This is a genomic window from Angustibacter aerolatus (assembly GCF_054776675.1).
Genome location: NZ_BAAHBM010000068.1, coordinates 1 through 18100 on the forward strand (window position 1 = coordinate 1; position 18100 = coordinate 18100).

At 75.5% G+C, this 18100-nt stretch carries 20 protein-coding genes, 1 tRNA gene and 1 riboswitch; of the genes, 2 read left to right on the forward strand and 19 right to left on the reverse strand.

Going from position 1 to position 18100, the window contains the following annotated elements; translation table 11 throughout:
* On the forward strand, positions 1 to 1703 hold a 1703-nt coding region (locus tag ACYVI6_RS14175), incomplete at its 5' end, for an SbcC/MukB-like Walker B domain-containing protein (protein ID WP_460446991.1).
* A 185-nt stretch (positions 1704 to 1888) separates the two neighbouring features.
* Here the strand turns inward: ACYVI6_RS14175 and gcvP are convergent.
* The 12 genes from gcvP to ACYVI6_RS14235 form a co-directional block, all read right to left on the reverse strand.
* On the reverse strand, positions 1889 to 4768 hold the full coding sequence (gene gcvP, locus ACYVI6_RS14180; protein ID WP_460446992.1) for an aminomethyl-transferring glycine dehydrogenase: 2880 nt from the start codon (positions 4766 to 4768) through the stop codon (positions 1889 to 1891).
* 95 nt (positions 4769 to 4863) lie between these two features.
* Positions 4864 to 4963: riboswitch (glycine riboswitch) on the reverse strand.
* 71 nt (positions 4964 to 5034) lie between these two features.
* Positions 5035 to 5628, reverse strand: a complete 594-nt coding sequence (locus ACYVI6_RS14185) for a MerR family transcriptional regulator (protein WP_460446993.1) — start codon at positions 5626 to 5628, stop codon at positions 5035 to 5037.
* Between the two features lie 179 nt (positions 5629 to 5807).
* Positions 5808 to 6305 (reverse strand): bifunctional nuclease family protein, encoded by a 498-nt coding sequence (locus ACYVI6_RS14190; protein ID WP_460446994.1) that lies wholly within the window; start codon positions 6303 to 6305, stop codon positions 5808 to 5810.
* A gap of 79 nt (positions 6306 to 6384) precedes the next feature.
* Positions 6385 to 7128 carry a transcriptional regulator FtsR gene (ftsR, locus tag ACYVI6_RS14195; protein WP_460446995.1) on the reverse strand — a complete coding sequence of 248 codons (744 nt, stop codon included), beginning with the start codon at positions 7126 to 7128 and terminating at the stop codon, positions 6385 to 6387.
* Positions 7125 to 7613 (reverse strand): FHA domain-containing protein, encoded by a 489-nt coding sequence (locus tag ACYVI6_RS14200; RefSeq protein WP_284290770.1) that lies wholly within the window; start codon positions 7611 to 7613, stop codon positions 7125 to 7127. The genes ftsR and ACYVI6_RS14200 overlap by 4 nt, the downstream gene beginning before the upstream one ends.
* Positions 7614 to 7708: 95 nt before the next feature.
* Positions 7709 to 8098, reverse strand: coding sequence for a glycine cleavage system protein GcvH (gene gcvH / locus ACYVI6_RS14205; RefSeq protein WP_460446996.1), 390 nt, complete (start codon positions 8096 to 8098; stop codon positions 7709 to 7711).
* Positions 8099 to 8145: 47 nt separating this feature from the next.
* Positions 8146 to 8907 (reverse strand): DUF881 domain-containing protein, encoded by a 762-nt coding sequence (locus ACYVI6_RS14210; protein ID WP_460446997.1) that lies wholly within the window; start codon positions 8905 to 8907, stop codon positions 8146 to 8148.
* Complete coding sequence (locus ACYVI6_RS14215) at positions 8904 to 9236, reverse strand: small basic family protein (protein ID WP_460446998.1); 333 nt, start codon at positions 9234 to 9236, stop codon at positions 8904 to 8906. The genes ACYVI6_RS14210 and ACYVI6_RS14215 overlap by 4 nt, the downstream gene beginning before the upstream one ends.
* The gene (locus ACYVI6_RS14220) at positions 9233 to 10198 is read right to left on the reverse strand and encodes a DUF881 domain-containing protein (RefSeq protein WP_460446999.1); all 966 of its coding nucleotides are present in this window, start codon (positions 10196 to 10198) and stop codon (positions 9233 to 9235) included. Before ACYVI6_RS14220 ends, ACYVI6_RS14215 begins: the two co-directional genes overlap by 4 nt.
* Positions 10195 to 10815, reverse strand: coding sequence for a CDP-alcohol phosphatidyltransferase family protein (locus tag ACYVI6_RS14225; RefSeq protein ID WP_284290765.1), 621 nt, complete (start codon positions 10813 to 10815; stop codon positions 10195 to 10197). Before ACYVI6_RS14225 ends, ACYVI6_RS14220 begins: the two co-directional genes overlap by 4 nt.
* Positions 10816 to 10874: 59 nt before the next feature.
* Positions 10875 to 11360: a hypothetical protein gene (locus tag ACYVI6_RS14230; protein WP_460447000.1), complete on the reverse strand. Its 486-nt coding sequence runs from the start codon at positions 11358 to 11360 to the stop codon at positions 10875 to 10877.
* Positions 11357 to 11575, reverse strand: a complete 219-nt coding sequence (locus ACYVI6_RS14235; protein WP_460447001.1) for a hypothetical protein — start codon at positions 11573 to 11575, stop codon at positions 11357 to 11359. Before ACYVI6_RS14235 ends, ACYVI6_RS14230 begins: the two co-directional genes overlap by 4 nt.
* A 149-nt stretch (positions 11576 to 11724) precedes the next feature.
* Between ACYVI6_RS14235 and ACYVI6_RS14240 the strand changes: the two genes are divergently transcribed.
* Positions 11725 to 12525 (forward strand): DinB family protein, encoded by an 801-nt coding sequence (locus tag ACYVI6_RS14240; RefSeq protein ID WP_460447002.1) that lies wholly within the window; start codon positions 11725 to 11727, stop codon positions 12523 to 12525.
* Here the strand turns inward: ACYVI6_RS14240 and ACYVI6_RS14245 are convergent.
* The 7 genes from ACYVI6_RS14245 to ACYVI6_RS14275 all read right to left on the reverse strand — a co-directional run.
* Positions 12517 to 12590, reverse strand: a tRNA-Pro gene (locus ACYVI6_RS14245). The two genes, ACYVI6_RS14240 and ACYVI6_RS14245, sit on opposite strands and share 9 nt — an antisense overlap.
* A 42-nt stretch (positions 12591 to 12632) precedes the next feature.
* Positions 12633 to 14120: a ribosome biogenesis GTPase Der gene (gene der / locus ACYVI6_RS14250; RefSeq protein ID WP_460447003.1), complete on the reverse strand. Its 1488-nt coding sequence runs from the start codon at positions 14118 to 14120 to the stop codon at positions 12633 to 12635.
* Positions 14117 to 14815: a lysophospholipid acyltransferase family protein gene (locus ACYVI6_RS14255; protein WP_460447004.1), complete on the reverse strand. Its 699-nt coding sequence runs from the start codon at positions 14813 to 14815 to the stop codon at positions 14117 to 14119. The genes der and ACYVI6_RS14255 overlap by 4 nt, the downstream gene beginning before the upstream one ends.
* Positions 14812 to 15552 carry a (d)CMP kinase gene (gene cmk / locus ACYVI6_RS14260; protein WP_460447005.1) on the reverse strand — a complete coding sequence of 247 codons (741 nt, stop codon included), beginning with the start codon at positions 15550 to 15552 and terminating at the stop codon, positions 14812 to 14814. Before cmk ends, ACYVI6_RS14255 begins: the two co-directional genes overlap by 4 nt.
* A 102-nt stretch (positions 15553 to 15654) precedes the next feature.
* The gene (locus ACYVI6_RS14265) at positions 15655 to 16791 is read right to left on the reverse strand and encodes a prephenate dehydrogenase (protein ID WP_460447006.1); all 1137 of its coding nucleotides are present in this window, start codon (positions 16789 to 16791) and stop codon (positions 15655 to 15657) included.
* Positions 16788 to 17150, reverse strand: a complete 363-nt coding sequence (gene aroH / locus ACYVI6_RS14270) for a chorismate mutase (protein ID WP_460447007.1) — start codon at positions 17148 to 17150, stop codon at positions 16788 to 16790. Before aroH ends, ACYVI6_RS14265 begins: the two co-directional genes overlap by 4 nt.
* 3 nt (positions 17151 to 17153) lie before the next feature.
* Positions 17154 to 18100, reverse strand: a 947-nt coding sequence (locus ACYVI6_RS14275; RefSeq protein WP_460447008.1) for a pseudouridine synthase, incomplete at its 5' end; no start/stop codon positions are given.

The window sequence follows — 18100 nt, forward strand, 5'->3', positions numbered from 1 at the left end:
AGGGTGAGCCGTGCACGGTCTGCGGCAGCGCCGAGCACCCGCACCCGGCCCGGCCGGGCGCCGCGCACGTCGACCACGCCGTCGAGCAGGAGGCCGCAGCCGCCGTCGACGCCGCCCGGGTCGCCGTCGACGCGGCACTGCAGGTGGTGCACGAGCGCACCGCCCGGCGCGCCGAGCTGATGGCCGCCGCCGGGGGGCTCGCCGACGTCGCCGCCCGAACCGAGCTCACCGCTGCCACCACTCGGCGCTCGGCGGCCCAGCAGGCCGCTGAGGCCGTGCTCGGTCTGCGCCGCGCTGCTGACCGCGCTGCCGCCGAGGTGACGCCGCTCGACGCCGCGGTGGCCGCAGCCGCCGCGCAGGCGGCCGCCGCGCGAGCCGCGCTCGCCGAGCTGCAGCCGTCGGTCACGCAGGCAGCCGCGCGGCTCGACGAGCTGCGCGGCGACGACCCCGACCTCGGGACGCGTCGGGCCCGCCTGCAGGCGCTGGTCGCCCTCGTCGAGCAGGCCGACGTCGCCACGGACACGCTGCGTGCGGCCGAGCAGCAGGCCACCGAGACGCTCGAGCAGCTCGACGACGAGGTGCGGCAGCGCGGCCTCGCCGGCCCGCTGGTCTCTGGCACCGACCTCTCGGCCCCTGTCACCGGGTCAGCCGCGGCTGCCGAGGCCGCCACCGAACGGGCCGCCGCCGACCCCGCCGACCCCGCCGACGTCGTGGACGCTGCGGACGCGAGCTCTCTCTCGGCCCTGCGACCAGCGCTGCGAGCTGCCCTGCTCGACGACCGCGAGACGGTCCGGCTCGAGGCAGCGGTGCGCGCACACGACCACGAGCTGGCCGAGGTGGAGGGGCTGCTGCGCGACCCCGACCTGCTCGGTGCGGGCGAGGACGACGACGACCTGACCGACCTGCACCTGCTCGACCTGCGCGACCCAGCCGACCCGACCCGGCTCGACGACCCGGTCCTGCTGGCCGAGGCGGTGCAGCGCGCCACCGACAGGGCCGACGCGTCGGCGCAGGCGCTGCGGGCGGCCGAGCACGCGCTCGCGGTGGCCCGGCAGGCGGCCGGCTCGCTGGCCGACCTGTCGGCCGAGCTGCAGGCGCACGTCGCGGCGCACGCCGACCTGCGGGCTCAGTACGCGCAGGTCGACGAGCTCACCCGCTGCGTCGACGGCACCGGCGGCGGCAACGAGCTGCGCATGCGGCTGTCGTCGTTCGTCCTGGCGGCGCGTCTCGAGGAGGTCGCCGCGGCGGCGAGCGAGCGGCTGCTGGCGATGTCCGACGGCCGCTTCGCCCTGGTGCACTCCGACGAGCGGGGCCGCGGCGGGGGCCGCAGCGGCCTCGCCCTGCACGCGCTCGACGGCTGGACCGGCGTCGCCCGCGAGACCAGCACCCTGTCCGGCGGCGAGTCGTTCCTCGCCTCCCTCGCCCTCGCGCTCGGCCTGGCCGACGTCGTGCGGCAGGAGGCCGGCGGCACCGCGATCGAGACGCTGTTCGTCGACGAAGGCTTCGGCATGCTCGACGCCGACACCCTCGACGAGGTGATGGCCGTGGTCGACGGCCTGCGCGAGGGCGGCCGCTGCGTCGGCCTGGTCAGCCACGTCCCCGACCTGCGCGCCCGCATCCAGCACCGGCTCGAGGTGCACAAGGACGCTCGCGGCTCCCGTGTGCAGGTCGTCGGCGCCGCCGAGCTCGCGGTCGGCGCCTAGCTCCTGCTCGTGACCGCGGGCTGAGACGCCCGCGGTGGCAGCGACGGGGCAGGCAGCCGGTCGCGATCCCGACCGCCTCGCTGCCACCACGGGTGTCAGCACGAGCGGCGGGAGCCCTCGCAGCACGCGCCGACGCCCCGCCTGCACGGAGCGGGCGGGGCGTCGGGCTGCGTCGTGCCGGGTGGTCAGTCCTCGAAGGCCTCGGGCGGCGGGCAGGAGCAGACCAGGTGGCGGTCGCCGTACGCGCCGTCGATGCGGCGCACCGGGGCCCAGTACTTCGAGCGGGGGTCGACGCCGGGCGGGAAGGTCGCCTCCTCGCGCGAGTAGGCGTGCTCCCACTTGCCGGCGATCGACAGCGCGGTGTGCGGCGCCCCGGCGAGCGGGTTGTCGTCCTTCGGCCAGACGCCGGCGGCGACCTGGTCGATCTCCGCCTTGATCGCGATCATCGCGTCGCAGAACCGGTCGAGCTCGACGAGGTCCTCGCTCTCGGTGGGCTCGACCATGAGGGTGCCGGCGACCGGGAACGACATGGTGGGCGCGTGGAAGCCGTAGTCGATGAGCCGCTTCGCGACGTCGTCGACCGAGACGCCCGTCGTCCGGGTGATCTCGCGGACGTCGAGGATGCACTCGTGCGCGACCAGCCCGTTGTGGCCGCTGTAGAGCACCGGGAAGTGCTCGCGCAGCCGGGCCGCGACGTAGTTGGCCGACAGCACCGCGACCTTCGTCGCCCGGGCGAGGCCCTCGGCGCCCATCAGCCGCACGTACGCCCACGAGATCGGCAGGATCGATGCGGAGCCGTACGGCGCGGCGGCGACCGGGCCCACGCCGGAGTCGGACGGCTGCAGCGGGTGCGCCGGCAGGTAGTCGGCGAGGTGCGAACGCACCGCGACCGGACCGACGCCCGGGCCACCGCCGCCGTGCGGGATGCAGAAGGTCTTGTGCAGGTTGAGGTGCGAGACGTCGGCGCCGAAGCGGCCCGGCTTGGCGAGCCCCACGAGCGCGTTCAGGTTGGCGCCGTCGACGTACACCTGGCCGCCGGCGTCGTGCACCAGGGCGCACAGCTCGCCGATCGTGTCCTCGAACACGCCGTGCGTGCTGGGGTAGGTGACCATGATCGCCGCGAGGTCGTCGCGGTGCTGCTCGACCTTGGCGCGCAGGTCGTCGACGTCGACGTCGCCGGCCTCGGCGGTCTTCACCACGACGACCTTCATGCCGGCCATCACGGCGCTGGCGGCGTTCGTGCCGTGCGCGCTGGCCGGGATGAGGCAGATCGTGCGCTCGCCGTGCCCGTTGGCGCGGTGGTAGGCGCGGATGGCGAGCAGCCCGGCGAGCTCGCCCTGCGACCCGGCGTTCGGCTGCAGCGACACCGCGTCGTAGCCGGTCAGCTCGACGAGCCACTGCTCGAGCTGGTGCACCAGCGCGACGCTGCCCTCGACCTGGTCGGCCGGGGCGTACGGGTGCAGGTTCGCGAACTCGGGCCAGGTGACGGCCTGCATCTCGGTGGTGGCGTTCAGCTTCATCGTGCACGAGCCGAGCGGGATCATGCCGCGGTCGAGCGCGTAGTCCCGGTCGCTGAGCCGGCGCAGGTAGCGCAGCATCGCGGTCTCGCTGCGGTGGCTGTGGAACACCGGGTGGGTCAGGAACGCGCTCTCGCGCACCAGCGCCGCCGGCACCGCGTCGTCGGCGGCGGGGGCCAGCGGGTCGGCCGACCCGCCGAATGCCGCGACGACGGCACCGAGGTGCACCGGCGTGGTGGTCTCGTCGCACGCGATGCTGACCTGGTCGGCGTCGACCCGCCACAGGTTCACCCCGGCGGCCAGCGCGGCGGCGACCACGTCGTCGGCCCGGCCGGGCACCCGCGCGAGCACGGTGTCGAACACGTCGGCGTGCACGACCTCGACGCCGTCGAGCGCGCCGAGCGCCTCCGCCAGCGCGACGGCGCTGCGGTGGGTGCGCCGCGCGATCTCGGTCAGGCCCTGCGGGCCGTGGTAGACGGCGTACATCGAGGCCATGACGGCGAGCAGCACCTGCGCGGTGCAGATGTTGCTCGTGGCCTTCTCGCGGCGGATGTGCTGCTCGCGGGTCTGCAGCGCCAGCCGGTACGCCGGGTCGCCGGCCGCGTCGACCGAGACGCCGACGAGGCGGCCGGGCAGGTTGCGCTCGAGACCCTTGCGCACCGCCATGTAGCCGGCGTGCGGGCCGCCGAAGCCCATGGGGACGCCGAACCGCTGGCTGGTGCCGACCGCCACGTCGGCGCCCTGCTCGCCCGGGGGCACCAGCAGGGTGAGCGCGAGCAGGTCGGCCGCGGCGGTCACCAGCGCACCGCGCTCGTGCGCGGCGTCCGAGACCGGCTGCAGGTCCGCGACCCGGCCGCTCGCGCCGGGCTGCTGCACGAGCACCCCGAACACGCCCGCGTCGCCGGCGGCCGCGTCGAGCGCGGCCCCGGCGTCGCCGCCGAGCAGGTCGGCGTCGACCACGGTGATGCCGAGCGGCTCGGCCCGGGTGCCGATCACCGCGCGGGTCTGCGGCAGCACGTCGGCGTCGATCACCAGCACGGCGCCCTGCGGCGCCTTCGAGGCGCGGCGCATGAGCGTCATGGCCTCGGCGGCGGCGGTGGCCTCGTCGAGCAGCGAGGAGTTCGCGGTGCCCAGACCGGTGAGGTCGGTGACGACGGTCTGGAAGTTCAGCAGCGCCTCGAGCCGGCCCTGCGAGATCTCCGGCTGGTACGGCGTGTACGCGGTGTACCAGGCGGGGTTCTCCAGCACGTTGCGCTGGACGACGGCGGGCACGTGGGTGCCGAAGTAGCCGCGGCCGATCATCGAGGTCAGCACCCGGTTGCGGTCGGCCAGCTCGCGCAGCTCGGCCAGCACCTCGGGCTCGCTGCGCGCGTCGTCGAGCGCGAGCCGCTCGGTCAGCCGGATCGACGCCGGCACCGCGGCGTCGGCGAGGGCGTCGAGCGAGTCGTGGCCGATCACCGCGAGCATCGCCTGCTCGGCGGTGGTGTCGACGCCGACGTGGCGGTCGACGAACGTGACGGGGGCGGGCTGCGACGAGGCGTTCGGCACGGAGGCTCCGGTGTGGACGGTCGGTGCCCGCTGGCGCCGACCCCTGGCAGGGACGCCTCCCCATCTGTCGCCGCGGCACGCGGTCTCAGAGGTGCCTCACCCGCACGGTCCTTGGCGCCTGAGAGGTTCCGGGGAGTTTGCCCCTTCGGCGCCCCGGTCGCGTCGCCGCGCCGAGGTCTCTCCCATGCAGGGTCGATGGCCCCATCAGGGTACCCCGCTCCCCCGTCGTCGGGGTGCAACCGCGCCGCGCCGAGGCGGCGCCGAGGTCAGCTGGCGCTGCGGGCGCGGCGACGGGCCGCGATCTCGTCGCCGGGGTGGTCGGCGACCGGGCCCTCGGCGTCCGGCTTCTCGCTGGGCAGCTGCGCCAGCTCGCCCTCGACCTCGCGCCACACCCGGCCGACGGCGATGCCGAACACGCCCTGGCCGCCCTGCACGAGGTCGATGACCTCGTCGGTGGAGGTGCACTCGTAGACGCTCGCGCCGTCGCTCATCAGGGTGATCTGCGCGAGGTCCTCGACGCCGCGCTCGCGCAGGTGCTCGACGGCGCTGCGGATCTGCTGCAGCGAGACGCCGGTGTCGAGCAGCCGCTTCACGACCTTCAGCACGAGGATGTCGCGGAAGCCGTACAGCCGCTGCGTGCCGGAGCCGGACGCGCCGCGCACCGACGGCTCGACCAGGCCGGTGCGGGCCCAGTAGTCGAGCTGGCGGTAGGTGATGCCGGCGGCCGCGCACGCGGTGGGGCCGCGGTAGCCCTCGCCCTCGGGCAGCGACGGCAGGTCGTCCGTGAACAGCAGACCCTGCGCCTGCGCCGGGACCTGCCTGGGGCCGGTGCCCGCCACGTCACCCGTGGTACCGCTCACGTCGAACCTCCGTCTGCGTCGCCCCGGCCCGGACGTGCCGCGAGGAGCGACACGGTGGGAACTACAGCGGGGGCGTTCTGCTCACGACGGTAGGCCCGGTGTCGGGTCCGGTCAACGACACGCCCGGCGTGTCACCCGAGAACTCTCAACTTCAAGTCGAGGGTTCGGGTTCTCTGCGATCAGCGCTCGCCCGGCTCGGGGCCCGGCTCGTCCGGCGCCTCGAAGTCGTCGGCCGAGATCTGGTCGAGGAACTCGCGGAACTTCTCGACCTCGTCCTCCTGCTCGTCCGGCACGGCGACGCCCTCGGTCTCGAGCACGTCGTCCGCCCCCACGATGCGGGTGCCGGTGCGCAGGGCGAGGGCGATCGCGTCCGAGGAGCGCGAGCTGACCTCGACGCCGCCGTCGAACACCAGCGACGCGAAGAAGACGCCCTCGCGGACGGCGACGATGCGCACCTCCTCGAGCCGGTGGTGCAGCGCCTCGAGCACGTCCTTGAACAGGTCGTGGGTCAGCGGCCGCGGCGGCACGACGCCCTGCTGGGCGTAGGCGATGGCCGTCGCCTCCGCGGCACCGATCCAGATGGGCAGGTAGCGCTCGCCCCCGGCCTCGCGCAGCAGCACGATCGGCTGGTTGTTGGGCAGCTCGACCCGGACTCCGACGACCTCCAGCTCACGCACGTCATCACCCTAACCCCGGGGGCCGACACCGACCGCGTCACCCGCGGCGGGTCGCGGACCGGTCGGCTCTGGCGGCGGGTCAGCCGAGGCCGGCGCGCAGCAGCCCGCCGCGCACCAGGGCCGCGTGCAGGCGCAGCGCCACCGCGGAGATCTCGCGGGCCGCCTCGTCGGCCCGGGCTCGCGAGTCGCCGTCGCGCCCGCGCTGCATGGGGCTCACCACCTGCTCGACCAGCCCGACCTCGCGGTCGGCGGCGACGCGGAACGTGCGCAGGTGGCGCGGCTCGATGCCGAACGCCGCCAGCTCGCCGGCCGCCGTGGCGACGTCGAGCGCGCTCTCGTCGTACCAGCCGGCACCGGACGGCTGCAGCAGGCCGTACCCGACCAGCTCGTCGAGCTGCCCGGCCTCGAGCCCGGCGCGGGTGCACAGCTCGGCCGCCGACAGCCGGACGGCGGACCCCCGGCGCAGCACCGCCTGCACGGGCACGGCGTCGTCGTCGCCGGACGGCGCGGAGTGCGCCATCCGCGGGCCGCCGACCCCGGTGACCGGGTCCTCGGCGCCGCGGCGGACGGCGTCGAGGTGGTCGCGGATGCGACGCAGCGGCCAGTAGTGGTCGCGCTGCAGGGTCATCGCGTAGCGCAGCCGCTCGACGTCCTCGTGCCGGAAGCGCCGGTAGCCGGACGGCGTGCGAGCCGGCTCGACCAGTCCCTCGGTCTCCCAGAGCCGGATCTTCGACACCGAGACGTCCGGGAAGTCGTCGACGAGCTGCGCCAGCACCTCGCCGATGCTCATGGTCGTGTCGCGGCGCGCTGCCGCGGGGCTCACCCGGCCGTCCCGGGGGCCGCGGAACCGACGTGGACGACGAGCCGGAACTTGCCGATCTGCACCTCGTCGCCGGTGGCGAGGTCGCGGCGCTCGATGCGCTCGCGGTTGACGTACGTGCCGTTCAGCGAGCCGACGTCGCGCACGCTGAACACCTCGCCGTCGCGGCGGAACTCGGCGTGCTTGCGCGACACCGTGACGTCGTCGAGGAAGATGTCGCTGGACGGGTGCCGCCCGACGGTGGTGACGTCGCCGTCGAGCAGGAAGCGCGAGCCGGCGTTCGGGCCGTGGTCGACGCGCAGCAGCGCGGTGCCGGGTCGCAGCGACGCCAGGGTCTGCAGGTCGACCGGTGCGCCGCCCTCGGCCTCGCCCGGGCGGCCCGGCTCGACCGCGGTGACGTCGCCGACGGCCGACAGCCGCATGGTCGTGGCCTGCGGCGGCTGCTCGGGCGGCTGCGCGTCGCCGCGCGGCTGGTCCGCGTCACCCATGTCCGACTCCCGTCACCCGGCTGCGATCCCGTACAGCCTGCCACACCCGAACCCTCGACCAGAGCCTGAGGGTGAGACCTCGTGCTCCCGCGGGGTCAGTCCAGCAGTGCAGCGTAGGCCTCGGCGTCGAGCAGCCCCGCCGCGGCGTCGGCATCGGCCGGGCGGACCTCGAACATCCACCCCTCGCCGTACGGGTCGGAGTTCACCAGCTCGGGCGAGCCGTCGAGCGCCTCGTTGCGGGCCGTCACCTCGCCGGTCACCGGCGCGTAGATGTCGCTGACGCTCTTGGTCGACTCGACCTCGCCGCACGCCTGGCCGGGCGCGACGTCGGCGCCGGTGTCGGGCAGCGTCACGAAGACGACGTCGCCCAGCGCGTCCTGGGCGTAGGCGGTGATGCCCACCCGCAGCACGCCGTCGTCGCCGGCCCGCACCCACTCGTGCTCGGCGGTGTAGCGCAGGTCGGCGGGGATGTCGTGGGCGCTCATGGGACCTCGTTCTCGTGGGCCGTGCGCCTCTCGACGAGGCCGCGGCGTCAGCTGCCCGGCGTCGGCGCCGGAGCCGGGCGAGCGTAACGAGGCGTCTTCAGCGGGTGCAAGGCGGTCACCTCGACGTCGTCCTTCGCGGCGACGCTCCCCCGTGCCCCCTCCGGGAGACTCGCCAGCACGCCGCCGGGGATCTCGAGGGCGGTGGCCATCGTCTGGCTGTCGCCGATGGCCAGCACCGTGAACGGTGCCGGCACGACGGTGCCGTCGACGGCGACCCCGCCGTCGGCGTCGGTGAACGCGGTCGACGCGACGACGCGCACGCTGCCGACCTGGATGGCCTCGGCCCCGGCGTCGCGCAGCTCCTGCACGAGGTCGAGCACCCGGGCGGCCGTCACCGCGCCCTGCGGGTCGGTCACGAACACCTGCACCCCTGGCCCCTGGGCGGGCGCCGTGCCGGCCAGCACCGACAGCGCGTCGAGCCGCTCGCGGGCGGCCTCGATCGCGGCCTGCGAGCCGGCGTCGTCCGACAGCTCGGTGCGCTGGCTCTGCAGCTCGGAGGCCTCGGCGGCCAGCCGGTCGCGACGGTCGCCGACGTCGTCCAGGATGCGCACCAGGTCGCTCTGCCGCAGCGAGTCGAGCCCCTGGTCACCGGCCTGCCGCACCTGCACGGCGATCGCGAACCCGAGCAGGGCCACCAGCAGCCCCGCCATCACCGTGCCGCGGTTGACCCGCAGCCGGGCCGCGCGCCGCAGCACCGGCACCACCCCGTCGGTCGGCGGCTCGTGCGGCTCGGGCCGGTCGGCGGTCATGCCCGGAACACGTGCCGCCGGATGGCCGCGACGTTGGAGAAGATGCGGATGCCGAGCACGACGACGACGCCGGTCGACAGCTGCGACCCGACGCCGAGCTGGTCGCCGAGGTAGACGATGAACGCCGCCACGAACACGTTCGACAGGAACGACACGACGAAGACCTTGTCGTCGAAGATGCCGTCGAGCAGCGCGCGCACGCCGCCGAACACCGCGTCGAGCGCCGCGACCACGGCGATCGGCAGGTACGGCTGCAGCCAGATCGGCACGGCGGGCTGCAGCACGAGGCCGGCGACCACGCCGACGAGCAGCCCGATGGCGGGGATCACGGGGTGGCCTCCCGGTCGGTGGGTTCGGAGGTGCGGCTGCTGCGCGAGGCGCCGGTCGCGCCGGCGGAGGCGGTGGGCTCGCTGCCGGGCACCTGCGCGCGGCGGGTGGTGAGGCCGGCGCTGGCGGGCAGCGTGAGCGAGTCGCTCGGGGCGATGCCGAACCGGACGCCGTAGTTGTCCTTGAGGTACTGCAGCGACCGGCCGCCGCTGCCGTCGCTGAACCGGGTCTGCAGCGTGCCCGGGTCGCCGATCGCCTGGACGACGTACGGCGGGGCCAGCGGCCGGTAGTCGACGAGCACGGCCTGCCCGGCGGACCGGATCGCCGACAGGGCGGTGAGGCGCTGCCCGTTCACCGAGACGGCCTCGGCACCGGCCTGCCAGAGGCCGTTCACGGCGACCTGCAGGTCGGCGTCGAGCACCCGGCCGTCGTCGGCGGTGGTGTCGGCCCGCGGGTCGCTGCCGTCACCGGCCTGGGCGACCTGCTCGGCGTCGTCGACCGTCAGCACGACGCCGGGGCCGGTGACGGCGGCGGCGCCGGTCACGAGCCCGAGCGCCGCGACCCGGTCGGCGAGCCCGCTCTCGGCCTGCCCCTCGAGCTGGCGGCGGCGCTCGGCGTCGAGCTGCTGCACCAGGGCGGCGTTGCGCACCTGCAGCCGGTTGGCGGCGGCGTCGACGCGGGTGATCTCGGCGATGAGCTGCTCGCGCTCGCGGACGCCGGCGGGGCGCTGGCCGCGCGCCTGCAGGAAGGCCACGGCGAGCAGCAGAACGACCGCGGCCAGGGCGACGACGGCCAGCGGCGTGCGCCCGTGCCTGCCCGGTCCGTCGGGCAGGTCGAGCTGCCGGCGTCGCTCGGCGGCTGCCGCGTAGCCGGGGTCGAGCGGGCGGGTCATCACCTCGGTGAGCAGCGTCATCGAGGCGTCGCGCCGGGCCGTCGGAGCCGACGCGCTCGACGGGGCGGTCACGTCGCCGCCCGGGCCGCCGCGCGGTCGGCCCGCACCAGCGAGGCGGCCTGCGCGACGTAGAGCAGCGCGGCCAGCCAGTACAGCGCCGTCCCCCACCAGGCGAACGCCCAGCCGACGGGCAGCGCGACCGCGGCGAGGGTGCCGTCGCCGTCGCCCAGCAGCATCAGGGGGAACGCGTACAGCAGGTTGAACGTCGCCGCCTTGCCGATGAAGTGCACGGGCAGCGTGTGGTACCCGTGCGGGCGCAGCCACAGCAGCACGAGCGCCATGAAGGCCTCGCGGCCGAGCAGCACCACCACCAGCCACCACGGGATGACGTCGCGGTAGGCCAGCCCGAGCAGCGTGGTCAGGATGTAGAGCCGGTCGGCGAGCGGGTCGAGCAGCCGCCCCAGCCGTGACACCAGCCCGAACCGCCTCGCGATCTTGCCGTCGAGGTAGTCGGTGACGCCGGACGCCATGAGCACCAGCAGGGCGTACCCGTCGTGCTCGTGCAGGATCAGCCAGAGGAAGACCGGCACACCCACGAGCCGCAGGCTCGACAGCACGTTCGGCACGGTGAGCACGCGGTCGCTCGCCGTCGCCCCTGTCGTGCCCGCCACGACGTCCCGCTCGCCCACGCCCCGAGGGTATGCGGTCGGCGCACCGCGGCGTCACCGACCCGCGGGGCGCCCCCCGGTCATCGGCGCAGCGCGCGACGCAGCACCGCGACGGCGAGCAGCAACCCGGCCCCGGAGGCGGCGGTCACGGCGGTCGCCCGCCGGTCGAGGCTGCGCGCGCCCAGCACCGCCAGCGCGACCGGGTTGCCGGGCTGCACGCGCTCCGACCCGGTGACCAGTCGGCCCGCGGTCGAGCGCACGCCGTCGCCGAGCAGCACGACCCGGCCGCGGGGGCCGACGACCTCCAGGCGCAGCCCGGACTCGGCGAGCAGGTCGGCCAGCCGGCCGACCCCGGCCCGCCCGCCGTCACCGCGTGCCCGGCCGACGGCGTACCCGGCCTGCTCGATCGCCTCGGTCAGCGCCGACCAGACCCGCTCGGGCTGGGTGGTGGCCACGGTGATCAGGCGGCCGTCGGCCTGCACCGTCGAGACGACCCCGTCGACCCGCAGCTCGAGGTCGGCCCGCACCCGCAGCTGCGGGGCCGGTTGGGCGTCGTGGACGCTCACCCGCGCGAGGCGTCCTCGGCGGTGGTGATGCGCAGCGTGCCGTTCAGCTTCCAGGTGGCGCGCGGCGCGTCGGAGCCCGTCTCGCGCGGCACCTCGATGGTCATGTCGACGAACTCGTAGTTGATCGCCGCACCCTTGCCGGTGAGGTACGACCACATCTGCTTGCCGAGGTCGACGAACGAGGTGGTCTGCGGGGTACCGGTCTGCTGCGTCATGTGGTCTCCAGGTTCGTGGTGGCGCACCCTGCGCCGGCCACCACCCTCGCGGCAGCACCGGCGGACCGCGCCCGGGCGGCGCGGTTCGGGCCGGTCCTGGGGTGGAGAGGCCGTTGCACCGCCACCCGCCCGGCACCTAGCGTCGTCGGATGACGCAGTTCACCCGGGCCGACGACCTGGCCGGCGCGCGCTTCACCGGAGTCGACCTTCGCGGGGCCCGCTTCGTCGAGTCGGACCTGAGCGGTGTCGTCATGCGGGGCGTCGACCTCGAGGGCGCCGACCTCGACGCGCCGTGGGTCGGCGACGGCAGCGGCTCGCTGACCGTGAACGGCGTCGACGTCGCGCCGTACGTCACGGCCGAGCTCGAGCGACGCTTCCCGGGGCGCGGGCTGCGGCAGGCGCCGGACCCGGAGGGGCTGCGGGCGGCGTGGGCCGCCGTGCAGCGGGCGTGGGACGACGCCCTCGCACGTGCCGCCGCCCTGCCACCGGGTTCGGTCGACGTGCAGGTCGACGGCGAGTGGTCGTTCGCCCAGACCCTGCGCCATCTGGTGATGGCCACCGACCTGTGGCTCGGCCAGGCGGTGCTGCACCTCGAGCACCCGTTCCACCCGCACGGCCTCGCCTTCGAGGGCGCCGAGGCCGAGGGCTTCGACCTGTCCGCGTTCTCCACCGACGTGCCGACGTACGACGAGGTGCTCACCGCCCGCGCCGACCGGGTCGCGCTCGTCGCGGGCTTCGTGGCCGAGGTGACTCCCGAGCAGCTGGCCGTCGCACGCACCAACCCGTGGCGCCCGGCTCGGCCCGAGACGACGCGGTCGTGTCTGCACGTGATCCTGGAGGAGGAGTGGGAGCACCTGCGCTTCGCCGTCCGCGACCTCGCTGCGATCGAGGCCGGCCGCACGAACGGCCCCCCACCAGCGGTGGAGAGCCGTTCGTCGACGTCGGGCTGACAGGATTTGAACCTGCGACCCCTTGACCCCCAGTCAAGTGCGCTACCAAGCTGCGCCACAGCCCGTCGGACCGCGTCAGACTCTACACGAGCCGCCGCGACCCCGAGTCAGCGCTTCGAGCGCTTCTCCCGCACCCGCACGCCGAGCGAGATCGGGCTGCCCTCGAAGCCGAACGTCTCGCGCAGCCGACGCTCGATGAACCGCCGGTAGCCGGCCTCGAGGAAGCCGCTGGCGAAGATCACGAACCGCGGCGGGCGGGTCGCGGCCTGCGTCGCGAACAGGATGCGCGGCTGCTTGCCGCTGCGCACCGGGTGCGGGGTGGCGGCGACCAGCTCGCCGAGGAACGCGTTCAGGCGGCCGGTCGGCACCCGGCGGTCCCACGAGTCGAGCGCGACGTCGAGGGCCGGCACCAGGCGATCGAGGTGGCGTCCGGTGCGGGCCGACAGGTTCACCCGCGGCGCCCAGCGCACGTGCGCCAGGTCGAGCTCGATCTCGCGCTCGAGCAGCTGGCGGCGCTCGTCGTCGATGAGGTCCCACTTGTTGTAGGCCAGCACCAGCGCGCGGCCGGCGTCGACGACCTGCTGCACGACGCGCACGTCCTGCTCGGTGATCGGCACGCTGGCGTCGATCAGCACGACGGCGACCTCGGCCTTCTCCAGCGCGGTCTGCGTGCGCAGCGAGGCGTAGAAGTCGGCGCCGCGGGTCTGGTGCACGCGGCGGCGGATGCCCGCGGTGTCGACGAACCGCCAGGTGCGCCCGGCCAGCTCGACCAGCTCGTCGACCGGGTCGCGGGTGGTGCCGGGGACGTCGTCGACGACGACGCGCTCGCTGCCGACCGCCTTGTTCAGCAGGCTCGACTTGCCCACGTTCGGCCGGCCGAGCAGCGCCACCCGGCGCGGGCCGCCCTCCTCGACGGCGCCACCGACCTGCGAGGTCTCGGGCAGCACCGACAGCACGACGTCGAGCAGGTCGCCGCTGCCGCGCCCGTGCAGGCCGGACACGACGTACGGCTCTCCCAGCCCGAGCGACCACAGCGCCGCCGCCTCGGCCTCGCCGCGCAGGTCGTCGACCTTGTTCGCGGCGAGCACCACCGGCTTGCCGCTCCTGCGCAGCACCTTGACGATCGCCTCGTCGGTGTCGGTCGTGCCGACCATCGCGTCGACGACGAACAGCACGGCGTCCGACAGCTCGATCGCCAGCTCGGCCTGCTCGGCGACCCGCCGGTGGATGCCCTTGGCGTCCTGCTCCCAGCCGCCGGTGTCGACGACGGTGAAGCGACGACCGGTCCACTCGGCCTCGTAGGCGACGCGGTCGCGGGTGACGCCGGGCACGTCCTCGACGACGGCCTCGCGGCGTCCGAGCACGCGGTTGACGAGCGTCGACTTGCCGACGTTGGGCCGGCCGACGACGGCGAGCACCGGCAGCGGGCCGGCGGGCGCGTCGTCCCAGCCGGCCTCGCCGTCACCGAGCAGCAGCGCCTGGTCCTCGGGGCTCAGCTCGTAGTCGTCGAGGCCGGCGCGCAGCCCGGCGGCGACGACCTCGGTCTCGTCGGGGGCGTCGGTCGGGGTGCTCGGGTCGTGCGTGCCGTCGGTCACGGCGTGTCTCCTGCGGGCGTGTGGGGCACGGTCTCGCCGTGCAGCGGGATGCCGGTGCGGGCGCTGCTGGCCAGCACGTGGTCGGCCAGCACCTGCCGCAACCGCTCGGTCTGGGTGCGGATCGCCTCGCGGCGCGGGACGCCGGGCGGCGACTCGAGGGTCACCGGGTCGCCGTAGACGACGACCAGCCGGTGCAGCGGCAGCTGGATCCGCTCGCGGTCGCCCGGACGCCGGGTGCCGAGGGTCGCGACCGGCACGATCGGCGCGCCGGACTGCAGCGCCAGCCAGGTGATGCCGGCGTGGACCGCCGCGACGTCGCCGGCGCCGCGGCTGCCCTCGGGGAAGACGCCGACGACGTCACCGCGCTTCAGCACCGCGAGCGCGAGCTGCAGGGCGCGGCGGTCGGAGCCGCTGCGGTCGATGGGGATCTGCCCCGCCCAGTGCAGCACCCGGCCGAGGAAGCCCTGGAACATCTCGGCCTTCACCAGGAAGTGCGAGGGCCGCGGCGCCAGCCCGAACACCAGCGGGCCGTCGAGGAAGCCGCTGTGGTTCGAGGCGAGCAGCACCGGGCCGGACGGCAGCTTCTGCCCGTCGACGACCCTGCCGCGCCAGATGACGTGGAAGAGGAATCGCCCGACCCAGCGGCCACGCAGCGCGGCGCGGGTGGTCGGCGCCTCGTCGGGCCCGTCGCTCACGAGGCGCCGCCGGCGGCCGGCGCCAGCCCGGTGCGCTCGGCGACGAGGTCGAGCACCAGCTGCACGACCTCGTCGAGGGTCAGCGACGAGGAGTCGACGGTGAGCACGCCGTCGGCCGCCTCGGTGAACTGCGACACCGTCGAGTCGTCGCGGTCGCGGCGCACCACCTGGTCGCGGGTGGCCTCGACGGCCGCCTCGCCGGCATCGCCGTGCAGCTCGCGGGCGCGGCGCTCGAGGCGGGCCTGCTCGCTGGCGGTGAGCAGCAGGCGCACGTCGGCGTCGGGCACCACGACGGTCGTCAGGTCGCGCCCCTCGGCGACGCACCCGTTCGGCGCGCCGTGGATCAGGTCGCGCTGCCGCTCGCGCAGCTGCGCGCGGACGTCGAGGTTGGTGGCCACGCGGCTGACCTGCGAGCTGATCTCGGTGGTGCGGATCGCGGCGGCGACGTCGGTGCCGCCGACGGCCACGGTGGTCGCGTCCGGGTCGGTGCCCATCTCGAGCGGCAGGGTGCGGCAGACCGCGGCGACCGCCTCGGCGTCGTCGAGGTCGACCCCCTGCTGGAGGCACCACCAGGTGAGCGCGCGGTACATCGCGCCCGTGTCGAGGAAGGCGAGCCCGAGCCGCCGGGCGACCGCGCGCGACACGCTCGACTTGCCCGAGCCGCTGGGTCCGTCGACGGCGACGACGACGGGACGGCGGGGCCGGTCGGGCGTGCTGGGCGTGCTGGTCGTCGGCACGTGCGGGTGCTCCTGGGGGCGTCGGCGGGTGGGCGGACGCTGCTGCCGGGCGCCCGAGAACCACCCCACTCTAGTCGAGGTGCCCGCGCGGCCCGTGCTCGCTCAGGCGTGCACGGTCCAGCCGCGCGCGACGAGCGCTCGCACCAGGCCGGCGGCGGCCGCCGGCAGCACGGCGATCTCCGCCACCGCGTGCGGTCGCCCCTGGCTGTGCTCGAGGTGCAGGTCCTCGAGGTTCACGCCGGCCGCGCCGACGTCGTGCAGCAGCCTGGCCAGCTCGCCGGGCCGGTCGGGCACCAGCACCGGCACCGGCACGTACCGGGTCGGGGCGGCGCCGTGCTTGCCGGGGATGCGGGCGCGGCCCTCGTTGCCGGCCGCGACCAGGCCCGCCACGGCGGCGCGGGCGCCGTCGGCGGGCGCACCCGGCGCCTCCGCGGCCAGGGCGTCGACGGCGGTCACCACGGCGTCGAGGTCGGCGCGCACCGCGTGCAGCACGCGGGCGACCGCCGCCGCGTTGCCGCTCAGGATCTGCGTCCACAGGGCGGGGTCGCTGGCGGCGATGCGGGTGACGTCGCGCACCCCCTGCCCGGCCAGCTCGACGGCGCGGTCGGGCACCTCGCGCAGCCGCGAGGCCACGAGGCTCGCCGCCACCTGCGGCACGTGCGACACCACGGCCACCGCGTCGTCGTGCTCGGCGGCCGTCATCGTGCTCACCCGCGCCCCCAGCGCGGTGGCGACCGCGCGCCCCAGCTCGACGGCCGCCCGCATCCTGGCCGCCGTGGGCACGACGTCCGAGGGCCGGCCCTCGAACAGGTCCGCGCGCGCCGCGACCGCCCCGGACCGCTCGCGGCCGGCCAGCGGGTGGCCGCCGACGTACCGGCGCAGGTCGGCACCGGCGTCCGACAGCCGGCGCAGCGGTGCGGCCTTCACGCTGGCGACGTCGGTGACCACCTCGCGCGGGCGGGCGGCCAGCTCGGCCAGCACGACGTCGGCGACGACGTCCGGCTTGGCGGCGACCACCTCGAGGTCGGGCTCGGTGCCGCCGTCGACGACCCGTCCGGCCCCGAGGTCGCGCGACAGCGCGAGCGCGGTCGGCGACGGGTCGGGCAGCAGCGCGTCGTCGTCGAGCCGGCGCAGGGCCAGCGCGACGCTGGCGCCCACCAGCCCGGTGCCGACGACGCGCACCACCCGCACCGGCGGCCGCCGCCGCTCGCCCGCGGAGGTGTCGACGGCGTCGGTCACTGCGCGATGTCCCGGCGCAGCGCGGCCGCGCCGCGCAGGTACACGTGCTGCACCTGCGCGCGCGGTGCGTCCGTCTCGACGTGCGCCATCAGCCGGACGACGCGCGGCAGGGCCCCGGGCACGTCGATCTCGGTGGTGCACAGCAGCGGCACGTCGCCCATGCCGAGCTCGCGGGCGGCCACCGCCGGGAACTCCGAGCGGACGTCGGCGGTCACCGTGAACACGATGGAGATGAGCTGGTCGGTGCCGAGGTCGTTGGCCTCCATGACGGCCGAGACCAGCTCGCGGGTCGAGGCGAGCAGGTGCTCGCGCTCGTCGACGTCGAGCTGCACGGCGCCGCGGATGGCCCGGACCGCCACGCGCTAGTCCTCGACCGAGGTCAGCAGCTGACCGACCTCGGTGCTGGTGAGCACCCGCCAGCGCCCCTGCCGCAGGTCGCCGAGGTGCACCGGGCCGACCTGCACCCGCACCAGCCGCTCGACCGGGTGGCCGACCGCCTCGAGCATGCGGCGGACGATGTGCTTGCGGCCCTCGTGCAACACCACCTCGACCAGCGCCTTGCCGGGCTGGCTGTCGACCAGCCGGAAGCTGTCGACCGTGGCCGGACCGTCGTCGAGGTCGACGCCCGCCCGCAGCCGCCGCCCGACGTCGCGCGCGACCGGGCCCGGCACCTCGGCCAGGTAGGTCTTCGGCGCGCCGTACGACGGGTGCTGCAGCCGGTGCGCCAGCTCGCCGTCGTTGGTGAGCAGGATGAGGCCCTCGGTGTCGGAGTCGAGCCGCCCGACGTGGAACAGCCGCTCGGTCAGCTCGGCGGTGTAGTCGCCGAGCGAGACCCGCCCCAGGTCGTCGCGCATGGTCGACACCACGCCCGCCGGCTTGTTGAAGGCCAGGTAGACCTTCGCGTCGTCGACCTGGATGCGGGTGCCGTCGACGTGCACGGTCTGCCGGCTGGGGTCGATGCGCACGCCCTGCTCGCGCACCACGTGGCCGTCGACCTGCACGCGGCCCTGGGCGATGAGCGTCTCGCAGGCGCGACGGCTGCCGAGGCCGGCGGACGCCAGCACCTTCTGCAGCCGGACGCCGTCCTCGTCGTGCACGTCGACGGCGATCTCCGGCTCGCGGGCGAGCCGGCCCGGCGAGCGGCCGGGCTTGCCCGGCCGACCGACCTGCGCCGGACCGCGCTGCCCGCCGGGACGAGCACCGCCGGCACCACCACCAGATCGAGCGCCGCCACCGGTGCGGGCACCGCCGGCGACGCCACCGGGACGACCACCGCCGGAGCGCCCTGCTCCCCCGGCGGCGCCCGGAC